The organism is Stenomitos frigidus ULC18 (assembly GCF_003003795.1).
Taxonomy (GTDB): domain Bacteria; phylum Cyanobacteriota; class Cyanobacteriia; order Leptolyngbyales; family Leptolyngbyaceae; genus Stenomitos; species Stenomitos frigidus_A.
In genome coordinates this window covers 66,276-78,226 of sequence record NZ_PVWK01000160.1, presented here as the reverse complement: position 1 = coordinate 78,226, position 11,951 = coordinate 66,276, and the positions used below count along the sequence as shown (strand labels likewise).

The 11,951-nt window shown below is 53.1% G+C and carries 13 protein-coding genes; 6 read left to right on the top strand and 7 right to left on the bottom strand.

Annotation, left to right across the window (positions count from 1 at the left end; all coding sequences use genetic code 11):
- Window positions 1–80: 80 nt before the first annotated feature.
- The 5 genes from C7B82_RS30660 (at window position 81) to C7B82_RS30640 (ending at window position 4,814) form a co-directional block, all read left to right on the top strand.
- The gene (locus C7B82_RS30660) at window positions 81–1,397 is read left to right on the top strand and encodes a pentapeptide repeat-containing protein (RefSeq protein WP_106261084.1); all 1,317 of its coding nucleotides are present in this window, start codon (window positions 81–83) and stop codon (window positions 1,395–1,397) included.
- Window positions 1,398–1,465: 68 nt separating this feature from the next.
- Window positions 1,466–2,176 carry a TVP38/TMEM64 family protein gene (locus C7B82_RS30655; protein ID WP_219904773.1) on the top strand — a complete coding sequence of 237 codons (711 nt, stop codon included), beginning with the start codon at window positions 1,466–1,468 and terminating at the stop codon, window positions 2,174–2,176.
- 3 nt (window positions 2,177–2,179) lie between these two features.
- Window positions 2,180–3,190: a glycosyltransferase family 2 protein gene (locus C7B82_RS30650; protein ID WP_106261083.1), complete on the top strand. Its 1,011-nt coding sequence runs from the start codon at window positions 2,180–2,182 to the stop codon at window positions 3,188–3,190.
- 324 nt (window positions 3,191–3,514) lie between these two features.
- A complete protein-coding gene (locus C7B82_RS30645; RefSeq protein ID WP_106261081.1) occupies window positions 3,515–4,603 on the top strand; it encodes a phosphotransacetylase family protein in 1,089 nt (362 codons plus the stop codon).
- A gap of 19 nt (window positions 4,604–4,622) precedes the next feature.
- Entirely contained in the window at window positions 4,623–4,814 is a 192-nt protein-coding gene (locus tag C7B82_RS30640) for a hypothetical protein (protein WP_106261080.1), read from the top strand.
- Between the two features lie 42 nt (window positions 4,815–4,856).
- Here the strand turns inward: C7B82_RS30640 and C7B82_RS30635 are convergent, their stop codons facing one another.
- The 6 genes from C7B82_RS30635 to C7B82_RS30610 all read right to left on the bottom strand — a co-directional run bounded on the left by C7B82_RS30635 (window position 4,857) and on the right by C7B82_RS30610 (window position 9,951).
- A complete protein-coding gene (locus C7B82_RS30635; RefSeq protein WP_106261078.1) occupies window positions 4,857–5,558 on the bottom strand; it encodes a DNA-binding transcriptional response regulator in 702 nt (233 codons plus the stop codon).
- A gap of 223 nt (window positions 5,559–5,781) precedes the next feature.
- Window positions 5,782–6,513 (bottom strand): cell division ATP-binding protein FtsE, encoded by a 732-nt coding sequence (gene ftsE / locus C7B82_RS30630; RefSeq protein WP_106261077.1) that lies wholly within the window; start codon window positions 6,511–6,513, stop codon window positions 5,782–5,784.
- A gap of 30 nt (window positions 6,514–6,543) precedes the next feature.
- A complete protein-coding gene (locus C7B82_RS30625; protein WP_106261075.1) occupies window positions 6,544–7,305 on the bottom strand; it encodes a WecB/TagA/CpsF family glycosyltransferase in 762 nt (253 codons plus the stop codon).
- A gap of 153 nt (window positions 7,306–7,458) precedes the next feature.
- Window positions 7,459–8,436 (bottom strand): biotin synthase BioB, encoded by a 978-nt coding sequence (gene bioB, locus C7B82_RS30620; protein WP_106261073.1) that lies wholly within the window; start codon window positions 8,434–8,436, stop codon window positions 7,459–7,461.
- 66 nt (window positions 8,437–8,502) lie between these two features.
- Window positions 8,503–9,330, bottom strand: a complete 828-nt coding sequence (locus tag C7B82_RS30615) for an NAD-dependent epimerase/dehydratase family protein (RefSeq protein WP_106261142.1) — start codon at window positions 9,328–9,330, stop codon at window positions 8,503–8,505.
- A gap of 12 nt (window positions 9,331–9,342) precedes the next feature.
- The gene (locus C7B82_RS30610; RefSeq protein ID WP_106261072.1) at window positions 9,343–9,951 is read right to left on the bottom strand and encodes a rhomboid family intramembrane serine protease; all 609 of its coding nucleotides are present in this window, start codon (window positions 9,949–9,951) and stop codon (window positions 9,343–9,345) included.
- Between the two features lie 272 nt (window positions 9,952–10,223).
- Between C7B82_RS30610 and C7B82_RS30605 the strand changes: the two genes are divergently transcribed.
- Window positions 10,224–10,985: a hypothetical protein gene (locus tag C7B82_RS30605; protein ID WP_106261070.1), complete on the top strand. Its 762-nt coding sequence runs from the start codon at window positions 10,224–10,226 to the stop codon at window positions 10,983–10,985.
- Window positions 10,986–11,411: 426 nt separating this feature from the next.
- Here C7B82_RS30605 and C7B82_RS30600 read toward each other — a convergent pair whose 3' ends face one another.
- On the bottom strand, window positions 11,412–11,888 hold the full coding sequence (locus tag C7B82_RS30600; protein WP_106261068.1) for a hypothetical protein: 477 nt from the start codon (window positions 11,886–11,888) through the stop codon (window positions 11,412–11,414).
- Window positions 11,889–11,951 lie beyond the last annotated feature (63 nt).

Below are 11,951 nucleotides of genomic sequence, written 5' to 3'. Positions count from 1 at the left end.
TGGTGACAGCAGATAGAGTTGAAGTGATTCAATAGAAAGTAGTTCACTGGCGAATTTGCCTGACGTTGAGACGTTTGACGATGAATCCCAAGGCCTCTGGTTCGAGTTCTTCAGCAGCGGACGGCGACACCGCTTCTTCTGCGGAAGACAGGTTGACTAGCAGTAATGGTCATGGGACAGACAGTAATGCCTTGTCCCAGATGGCAGCCGTTCCGACGTCTCCATCGGGTCAACCGCCACTGCTGTCTACGACGCCCGGACCGATCGCCCAGGCCAATCAGTTTGATGCACCCCGCGGTTTATCGGCAACGACGATCGTGCTGGGAGCAACCGCGATCATGCTTGTGGGTCTGGTGCTGAATCTGAGTTGGCTAGGGCTTTTGGGTGCCGCGATCGCGCTCATAGCCGCCATCAGTATTCTTTGGGCACCCTTCCTGCGTCCCTTTTTGAGAGAACTGGTCTCCAGCCAGGAGGCAGCCATCCCGATCGCCTTTGTGGGTGGGTTTATCGCTCTAATTGCCCTCCTGAAGCTGATTGGAGTTGATCGCTGGCTCGGCAGTTTGTTTGCGCAAGCAAACTGGGATGCGGTGGGTGCACTGGGTGAGGTGTTTGGTGCCGTGGGGCAGATTTTAATTGCGGTGCTGGCGCTCTATATCGCCTGGCGGCAGTATGTGATTGAAAAAGATCTGACCACCCAGCAAAACCTGATCACCCAGCAACAGACGATCGACAGTTTTTTCCAGGGCATTTCCGATCTGGTGCTCGACGATGAAGGCCTGTTGGAGGATTGGCCGCAGGAACGAGCGATCGCGGAAGGACGTACCGCGGCGATTCTGAGCAGCGTCGACAGTGGTGGCAAAGCTAAAATTATTCGCTTTCTCAGTCGTGCCCGCCTACTCAGTCCTCTTAAACGCGATCAACGTTTGGGACGAGCCATTCTGGACGGTAGTGGCGGTTATGAAGAAGATCGCGTTTATGGTGTGCGCGTAATTGATCTGGGTGTGATGTTGGCTGGAGCCGACCTGTCAAACACTGATCTACGCTGGACTGACCTGAGCGAGATGAACTTGATTCGAGCCAATCTGAGTGGCTGTGATCTTGTGAGAACGAATCTTTCCGGCACGATTCTTTGTCAGGCAAGCCTTCGTGGTGCAGACTTGAATGGCACTCGGTTTTTCTACGGCAAAGCGGAAACTGCCAGCCCTCGCAGCAAAACCGAACTCCCCGATTACCGCACGGGTGCCTATACCGGAGCGGTTGTGGAAAACGCTGACTTTACGGACGCGGTGCATCTGTCTCCGGAACAGCGGGAGTACTGCTGCGCGTGGGGTGGCGCTAAAACACGCAGTTCAATTCCTGGTGGCTGTGAAGGCATTGTGAATAAGTTGGGGCGGTAGAGGATCGATGAACGTTAGACTATTGGCGGTTGAGCGCTGCTAGTCTCTAGCTCAACGTCCGTTGTCTCATGGCTCACTTTGTGCGGTACTTTAAGACCAGTCTTTTTTTGATTACCGTTGTCTGTGCGGTGGTAACGGCTTTGGTCGTGTCTCGATTGGGCGCGATCGAGCCAGCACAGCTACAGGAGTGGTTACGATCGACGGGCGTGTGGGCACCTGTGCTTTACATGCTGCTATACACGATTGCCACCGTTCTGGTGATGCCATCAACTCCACTGAATCTGTTGGGCGGAGCGCTCTTTGGGCCCTGGCTAGGAACGCTATGGACGAGTGCAGGGGCAATGATGGCGGCGATCGTGACCTTTGCCTTTACCCGCACGATCGGGCAAAAAACAGTGGCTCGCAGACTGTCTGGGCGTTGGCAAACCCTGGATGCCGAATTGCGACGCGGCGGGCTGTTCTACATGGTCGCGATTCGCCTAGTGCCATTCATGCCGTACGGGTTGCTCAATTTTGCGGCTGGGCTCACCTCTGTCAGCTATCGAGACTATTTACTGGGCACGCTCTTAGGCACGACTCCTGGCATTCTGCCGTACGTACTGCTGGGTAGCTCTGGTTTGAGAGCAGTGCAAACGGGTGATTTGATGCCCCTTGTGGGGGCGCTAGCGCTGACTGGTATCCTGATTGGAGGCTCTACGTGGTACCGTCGCCAGCGATCGCGCGCCCATGCCCGCCCGACTGATGTATTGCCAGAGCGGCTTGATCCGCAGGACAAATAACCCATGAAGCCAACTTACTCTTTCATCGTGCCGGTGTTTAATGAGGAAGCCACGCTCCCAGAACTCTATCGTCGTCTGAGTGCAGTGATGGACTGCATGGACGGGCCCGTTGAGGTGGTGATGGTGGATGATGGGAGCCACGATCGCTCCCTGGCGTTAATGCGTGACCTGCACGATCGCGACCACCGCATCTGCTATCTCAGCTTTACCCGCAACTTTGGGCATCAAATTGCAGTCACTGCTGGGCTCAACTTTGTGCGCGGACAGGCGATCGTGGTGCTTGATGCCGATTTGCAAGATCCACCCGAACTGATTCCGACGCTGGCAGAAAAATGGCGGCGGGGCTACGACGTCATCTACGCCCAGCGAGTGCAGCGCCATCGGGAAGGTTGGTTTAAGCGGCTGACCGCTTATGTGTTCTATCGCCTCTTGCGTCAGCTTGCTGATGTCGACATCCCGCTTGACACCGGTGATTTTTGCTTGATGGATCGACGGGTTGTGGATACTCTCAACGCAATGCCAGAGCGCAACCGCTACATTCGAGGGCTGCGATCGTGGCTGGGTTTTCGGCAAATTGCCATTCCCTTTGAGCGTGATTCCCGGTTTGCTGGCGATGTGAAATATACGTTCCGCAAGTCGCTAGCACTGGCGATCGATGGCCTGGTCTCGTTCTCCAAAGTGCCCCTCCGTATTTCGACCTATGTAGGATTATTGGCTGCGGTGATGGCGATCGTGATGGCAATCTTAGTTGTCTACTGGCGCTTTTTCTCTCCCGTTTCCCCGCTCACTGGCTATGCCACGATCGCCGTTGCCATCTTCTTCCTGGGCGCTGTGCAGCTTTTTAGTATCGGCATTTTGGGCGAATATATTGGGCGCATTTACGAAGAAGTGAAAAATCGCCCTGCTTATGTCCTGGGAGAAGTGAATGGCTTCGAGACCGCAAATGCTCGTCCAAATGTGCCGATGAACTCAACCAGAGAGCCCTTTTCGGAGACGCGGCGGCGGAATCTGTAGAGATTAGCTATCAGCTATCAGCTATCAGCTATCAGCGGACAGCGGTGAAATGAAGCAAAGCTATCAGCTATCAGCTATCAGCTATCAGCGGTGAACTGAAACACTGAATCTTAGTTTTGATTTCTCCTCTGCTTCCCTTGCTTCCCTTGCTCCCCTCTGCCTCCTTACCACCTCAGCCGTCTCTATCCCTCGATAAAAAATTGTCGTGAAGTGCATCACGTACAATGGGGGATATGCGTAAATGAGAAGATGAGCTGTTGGATGCAGTGTCAGTCGATCGACGCGTAGAGAGCATCACTAGAAGTCATCGTAGGGAGTGAAAGCGTGCCAAAATCCGCGAGATATTTGTTAGTTGGATCGACTGAAGCCTATAGCGGGAAGTCGGCAGCGGTGCTTGGCATTGCTCACCAGTTGAAAGAGAAGGGGCTGGATCTCGCTTACGGGAAACCTCTGGGAACCTGCTGGGGCGACTCAGAAACAACTGACGTTGAAGAAGACGTGCAGTTTGTAGGCGAGGTGCTGCACCTGCCTGCCGATCGTCTCCAGCCAACGATTCTGGCGCTGGATGAAGCAACGATTCAAAAGCGCATTCAGGGCATCGATCACATTGATTATCCACAGGCGCTCAAAAAGTATCTCCAGATGCGTGGGCCCGACCTGGTGCTACTGGAAGGTCCGGCCAATTTAGAAGAAGGAAGTCTGTTTGACCTCTCACTACGGCAGGTGGCTGAAGGGGTGAATGCCAAGATTCTCCTGGTGGCACGCTTTCACTCGCTGCTGATTGTAGGGGCATTGATTTCGGCGCGGCGACGCTTGGGCGATCGCTTGTTGGGTGTGCTCATTAACGACATTCCTGAAGAGCGATTGGAAGAAGTCAAAACAACGGTGCAGCCGTATCTGGAAAAGCGAGGCATTCCCATTTTTGGCTTATTGCCCCGCAGCGCGCTTTTGCGTAGCGTCAGCGTCAATGAACTGGTAAAGCAACTTAAGGCAGAAGTACTCTGTCGCCCCGATCGCCTGGATCTGATGGTCGAAAGCCTCACGATCGGCGCGATGAACGTCAATTCTGCGCTCAAGTACTTCCGTAAAGGCCGCAATATGGCAGTTGTGACGGGCGGCGATCGCGCCGATATTCAACTAGCGGCGTTGGAAACGTCCACGCAATGCCTCATTCTTACAGGACAGATGCCCCCCTCTCCTGATATTCTCAGCCGCGCCGATGATCTGGAAATTCCCATTCTCTCGGTAGATCTGGATACCTTATCGACCGTCGAAATTGTCGATCGCGCCTTTGGTCAAGTCCGCGTCAACGAACCCGTTAAAGTCGAATACATCTGCAACTCGATGGCAGAAAACTTTGATACCGATCGGCTCATGGCAGAACTGGGTCTAGAACCTGCAGTAACAGCGTAGATAGTGGGAAGAAAAAGCGATGACTGCCTCAGTACAAGAACTTTTGAATACGTTCGATCGCTTGACAGACTCAGCACGATTAGATTTGGCATTAGAGATTCTGAAGCGAACCGCTCACTTAGATTTTCCGCCTTTGTCTGATGAATCTTTAGTTTTGAATGCGGAGGAACTTTTTCTAGAGTTAGATGAACAAGAGACTCTGTACGAGTAGTCTTGCTCTGTGCACCAGTTGTAGCGGTCACGTAACGTTCATTCATCCTCTCTGCACTGCCATTGTCACGAGGCTAAACAACTCTTGTGGATCGCCTGTGCCACCAAAGGCACCATGTGCGCGTGCTTCTACTTTGAAACTGGGATCGTTAGAGCTGCCGTAAATGATGACAGGAGTTCTAACGCCGAGCCTTTGCAACTCCTGTACCAGGCCGTACCCTTCTGAAGGATTGCCCGCTTGCCGCATGTCCGAGACGATCGCGTGGTAGGGCAGTACCCGAATTTTCTCCAGGGCTTCAGCAATGGACGAGCATAGGGTGAAACCGATACCCAAGGCTTCGAGCGATCGAATCTCGTGGGCATTGTCAGCAGGGTTGTTATCGATCCAGAGGATGGAGGCTTTGGCAAGCTGCCGCGCGACTTTGGGTTTCAGCGTTTGGCTGACCACGGTGGCAATTTCTCTCGCCTCCTCGGCTCCGGGAAGGTGGGGTTGCTCGTCAGCCAGATCGCCAGATTTTAATGCCGATGCTGATCCCAACAGCACACCTGCCTCAATGCGCCGCTTAGCCGTTGCCTCTAGCCCGGATGTGCCTGCTCTAAAGGTGAATTCACCCAGATTGTTGACGAAATTCCGCAGCGGCGCACCAAAGTAGATCAGGACAAACAAAATCAACAATTGCCAACTGAGTCCCTGCACCAGTGATACCAGCACTTGCAGCAATTTGATCAGATCGTCGATCGTCATGAGAGTTGTTAGAAAGCACCTGTTGAGTGGTTGTCAGCTATCAGCTATCAGCTATCAGCTATCAGCTATCAGCTATCAGCTATCAGCGCCATGCATAACACTGAACTGACTGCTTTTAGAGTCATTTTCTCTTGCTGTGTCTATAGAATTAATCAGGTTACCTCCTAAATCCAAAGCTGACCACTGACCGCTGACCGCTGACCGCTTTTCCCTTAGCCTCACGCTATCCTTTTGGACGGTACAGATAACCATTGCGCAACTGTACGGTTGGATGATTGGACAGGCGAATCAGGCTCTCATCGTGGGTGGTCACAATAACTGTAATGCCCACGGAGTTCAGCTTTTTGAGAATTTTGATGACTTGCCAGGAGTTGTCTGGGTCAAGGTTGCCCGTTGGTTCATCAGCCAGCAGAATGGGTGGCGTGCTCACGATCGCCCGCGCAATGCTGACGCGCTGCTGTTCACCGCCTGAAAGCTGATCGGGAAAGCAATCGGCTTTGTGTACGAGGCCCACCATTTTGAGTGCAGGCTGCAGTCGACGGTGGATTTCTTTGCGCGGCAGCCCCTGTGCCCACAGCACAAACGCCACATTCTCCATGACCGTGCGGCGAGGAATGAGTTTGTAGTCTTGAAAGACAATGCCAATGCGTCGGCGCAGTTGAGACAGCCGATCGCCGCGCAGGGTGGTCAAATTGCAACCGTCTACCAACACATCACCCTGGTTGGCTCGTTCTTCCCCATAGAGCAACTTCAACAGCGTTGACTTGCCCGAACCGGAGGGGCCCGTCACGAAGAGAAAATCGCCGCGTTTAATGTCAAGGCTGACATCTACGAGCGCTTTACTGCCATTCTCGTAGGTTTTGCTCACGCTTTGTAAGGACACGATCGCGTCAGCCTTAGCGGGTGAGGCTCGATTCGTCGCGCTCGACGGCTGTCCGTTAAATACCTGGGTCATAAAATGACGATGCCTGAGGAACCCCACTCATTACAGCACAAAATGCGTGAGTCGATACACCAACGCGCGCCACGCGAACTTTGGTAACGCTAACATGCGTCGCCAGCGCCAGGGCTCCTGATATAGGCGATAGACCCATTCCAGGTGATTGTCTCGCAGCCAGCCGGGAGCGCGAGTTTTGACGCCCGCCCAGATGTCGAAACTGCCGCCAACCCCAATCCAGATGGCGTTTGGGCAAAGGTGACGGTGTTTGGCAATCCAAAATTCTTGACGGGGCACCCCTAGACCAACCAGGATCAGCCGAGGCTGAGTGTCTTTCAGCGTTTGTAGAAAGGTGGGTTCGTCTTCGGGTGAGAGATACCCATGCTGAACGATCGCGATCGCCAACCCTGGTGCCCGCTCTTGCCAGATGGCTGCTGCTGTTTGAATGACATCCGGCTTCCCACCAAAAAACGCGACGGTACCCAGAGAGGGCAATCGTCCAAATTCGCGTAACAGCGACTCTGCCAGTTCAATCCCCGGACGACGTTGAGTCGATCGCCCATAGAGCTTCAGGTACAGCACAATCCCAGCACCATCAGGGATGACCAGTTCAGCTTGTTGAATAATCTGAGCCAACGGCAGATCGTGTTCTGCAGCCATGGTCATTTCAGCATTCAGCGTCACTACATGGCAGCCCCGTTGCTGTTTGGCACGCGAGACCAACCAGGTGGTGTAGTTATTCAACAAGTGAATCGGCAAACCCAGTACCGAAAAGGTCTCTGGTGCCTCAGATGAAAGAGACTTCTGCACAACGCTTCCTCACGCCCTTAGAGGCAGTTTTTAGCCACTAAATTCTACCCTAGTTCGATGCTGACGATGAGCCTAGTGATGTGGGACTTTAAACACTGGCTACAAACAGTGGCTACAGGAATCCGTGAACTTTAAAGGTTCACTCCCCACTCTCTACTGCAACACCCTCGGCACCATTCCCAACCGCTTCAACAATTGCTCATCCTGAGTGCTGTCAGGATTTGGCGTGGTCAGTAGTACGGGGCCTGTGAAGATAGAATTGGCACCCGCCAGCATACAGAGGGCTTGCAATTCATCACTCATTTGCAGCCGTCCCGCAGAGAGACGCACGATCGCCTTCGGAAACAAAACGCGCGTTGTGGCGACCATGCGTACTAGCTCAATAGAGTCGACAGGCGCAACGTTTTGCAGTGGCGTTCCGGCAACAGGCACCAAACAGTTGATGGGAATCGACTCTGGTAAGGGATCGAGTGCTGCCAGTGCAGCCAAGAGAGACAGGCGATCGTCCACCGCTTCACCCATGCCGAGAATGCCACCACAGCACACCGAAATACCTGCTGCGCTGACTGCCTGAATGGTTTCCAGTCGGTCTTGATAGGTGCGTGTGGTAATCACCTTGCCGTAGTACTCTGGCGAGGTGTCGAGGTTATGGTTATACGCTGTCAGTCCCGCTTCCTTTAGACGCTGTGCCTGATGCGGCTTGAGCATGCCCAACGTGCAGCAGACTTCCATTTGCAGCGCCGCGACCTGACGTACCATTTCCAGCACGCGATCGAACTGGGCACCGTCCTTCACTTCTCGCCAAGCCGCACCCATGCAAAAACGGGTGGAGCCATGCGCCTTCGCTGCTGTTGCTTCAGCCAGCACCGTTTCGATATCGGCTAACGGCTGTGGCTCTAGCTCCGTTTTGTTGTGGACGCTTTGAGAGCAGTAGCCACAGTCTTCGGGACACAAGCCTGTTTTAATGTTGCAAAGGGTACAAAGCTGCACCGCACGCGGATCGTGGTGTTCACGATGCATCCGCTGTGCCTCAAATAAGAGATCGGGTAGCGGTTGGTGATAGGTGCGATCGATCCGTTCACGCACTGATTCCTGTGCAGCGGTCAAAGTTTGAGGCAGCGTTGTCGTCATAAGAGCTCCCATACATATCTGCAAGAGCGCCGATTGCAACGTCCCGGCGCGATCGCTTTCGCTAGATTACACCGTCTCCACGATCTCTGGATAGCGAAATTGATAGCCTGCATCACGTAGCGTTTGATTCGACACTCTGGCATTGTAAGGACGGGTGCTGGTTTGAGACGCATCCCAAACAGCGTTGGGCAAGCTGTGAGCAGCGAACACTCGTTCCAGCAATACTTTTGTGGTGACAGGAACGCTGCCAACGAGATTGTAAATGCCGGTTAACGACTGCTCGCGCGCAAAGTCGATCGCGCCCACAATGTCATCCAGATGCACCCAATTCGCAGCATCTTCGCCGTTCCCCGGTCGCGTCGTGCCTGCTGCGCGTCCAAAGATCTTCACCAACTCACGCCCTGGCCCATAGATGCCGCCAAGTCGCAAAACGCAGACCTTGAGCGTTTCACTCGTCGCACTTAGCAACACCCGCTCTGTCTCTGCCAAAAGCTCACCGTTCGCGTTAGCAGGCGAAACGTTGGCTGTTTCATCCACCCAATCACCCTGCCGATCGCCATACACCGCATAGCTGCCTGTATAGATCACCTGCTGCACCGATGGCACATCCTTCAGCACTGCTACCAGCGTTTTCGCTGTTTGCAGATACGTCTCTTCGTACGCATTGGCATGCGGTGCCCCCACACTGAGTAGGACGATCGCTTGGTCATGCAACAGCGATCGCAGTCCCGCCTCATCAGTACCTTTGACGACCCGCACGTTCTGCGCTACCGAAGACAGTTCCGTCACGCGATCGGGCGTCGTCGTCGTGGCTGTCACCGTCAGCGTCGATCGCCACTGTTGAGCAACGGCTTTGCCCACATAGCCACAGCCAATAATCGTCGCGTTCGTCACTGCCCCCACTCCCTACACCCCAATCCCTACACCCTTCTTCGGCGTCAGCAACTTCGCTGCCAGCACACCACCGATAAAGCCAAAGAGATGACCTTCCCAGGAAATGCCAATGCGAGTGGGCAAAACGCCCCAGATGAGGCTGCCGTAGAGTGCGCCGACAAAGAGCGACATGGCGATCGCGGTCATACTGCGCTCAAAGTAGCCTCGTGCTAACAGATAGCCGAGGTAGCCGAAGATCACGCCACTGGCTCCGATATGGATTCCTGGTGAGCCAAAGATCCAGGTGCCTAGCCCGCTCACAAACGCTGTGATGAGGCTGACCCAAAAGAAATCGTTGGTTTCGCGCAGCATAATCAGCCAACCGAGGGCGATAAACGGCACGGTGTTGCCAATCAGGTGAGCAAAGTTGCCGTGCAAAAAGGGCGCAAAGAGAATGCCACGTAGCCCAATGACGTGCCGTGGAATGATGCCGTAGATATCCAGCGTTTGGCGCAACCCCACCCGAAACACGAACTGATCGAGAATCTCGATCGCCCACATGACTGCGACTAAACCACCCAAAAGCCAAACGTGGGTTTTGAACTCCTGGGCGATCGCCTTTCCTTCTGCACTACTGCTCATATTGCTTCTATCATCCTTGCTCTGTAAGGTCTGCCTGACACTACACCTGCGACACGCCTCCCTCCGCTATTGTACAAACTCCAGACGGGCTGCTGCCAACAAAACAGGTGCTACGACCCAGAGACAGCGTTTACGAAGGAGTTGTAGTCACCTTAAGAACAGTCGGTTTGCTAACCGCTTAAGGGTTGATCTTGAGCTTTTCTTTGCTACTGTGCAAGCAACGGTAGAAATGAAGGCAGCAACGGAAAAGGCTTTAGCCCTAAGGAGTACCGATGACCTGGATTGTTTACAGCCTGCGTATCGTTAGCATTTGTTCAATATTCTTAGGACTCGCGATCGCACTCAGCACCATTGATGAGACACGAATGTGGAGAAACTGGAGTCTTCCTATCATTCTCACTCTCTTGGGTATAACTATTTTCGGGCTGCTGCTCCCAGATTCTCCTCAGAACCCACAAGATGTATCAAGCTTTGTCTTTGGCCTGGGCGGTTTGAATGTTGCACTGGGAATCTTACTGCCCTGGATACACATTGCGATTGGTTTGGGGCAAAAACGACGGGTCGGTTCTCTTTTAATGAGGGTAGAGCAACTTGACCAGCAGCGATGGTTGATGGTCGCGCAAGCCTTCATGCTAACTATCTTTGCTCTCTGGTTCACTTATCAGTCATTTGAAGCAACTCAGCAGCCCTGGTTTAGCTACAGCCTTGCGAATGCAAACACAATTTACATGCCATTTGTTTTGTGGTCTTTGGCTCTTTATACATTTTTACGAGGTATAAACAGGCTGGAGTTGAGACAAAACGCCATTTCCTACGCGCTATTAACACTCAAATGGCAACGAATTTCTTCTTACCAATGGATATCCAGGGACGAAACGAGACTGATTCTGCGTTTTAAGCCTCGCTTTCCGTTCGCTCCAGGGCAGTGGATTGTCACGATTCCCGCTTTCCAACAGGAAGCTGTCGATCGGGTTCTGACTGCACGCCTACCAGGTAAAGCAGTCATGCCGGAAGGACTCATACAGGAGCGGTAAAGCCTCGCCGAAGCGTATTAAAAACTTATCGGAGAGCGATCGACACTCGTGAGTGAGTAGTAAAGACTCGTGAGTGAGGTTCAAAGACTCGTGGATGAGTGATCAACACTCGTGAGCGAAGTTCAAAGACTCGTCAGAGAGTGGCAAAGACTCGTGGATGAGTGATCAAGACTCGTGAGCGAGGTTCAAAGACTCGTGAGCGAAGCTCAAGGACTCGTCAGAGAGTGGCAAAGACTCGTGGATGAGTGATCAAAACTCGTGAGCAAGGTTCAAAGACTCGCCAGAGAGCGATCGACACTCGTGAGTGAGTAGTAAAGACTCGTGAGCGAGTAGTAAAACCTCGTCAATACAGCAAAACCTCTCGTTTAAGCAGTCGCGTGCCTCGCTGATGAGAACCAATTACCGACCAGCGAGAACTAGTACTCATCAAGCAGCAGTCGTTTCCTTCGGCGCTTTTGCACGCATCGCTTTGAAGCGTTCACCAAGCTGGTCTGCGATCGCCTTCAGTCCGGGAGTCTTTTTGGCCGCGGTCTTCACGTAGTCATACACCGTCAGGCTACTGCTCATCGCTTCGCTGCTGACTGCCATCAGGGTATCGTCTACTTTTTCGGTGAGCTGTTGTAGCCCAAAATGGATTTCATTTAAAGTCGTAGCCAGCTGATAGTCGCTCACAAATTCATCCACATTGAAACTAGCCGGAAGAATGCCACGATTAGACTGAGCAGCAGTGAGACTATTGCTGACGAAGGCGTGACTTTTGTTGCCCATCTTAAACAGCTTGCGACGCTCTTCCACAGTCAGGTTCACCAGAAAAGGTAGCTTGGCTTCAATGGTGGCAAGCGCATCTTTGATCGCCTGCACATCAGCATCAGTGAGCTTCGCAGAAATGTTTTGGTACGGCATAGGGTCGATGCTCCGTTTATTGAGTAAGGGTAATTGTTCTAGAAGAAGAATTCCCTGGAACGG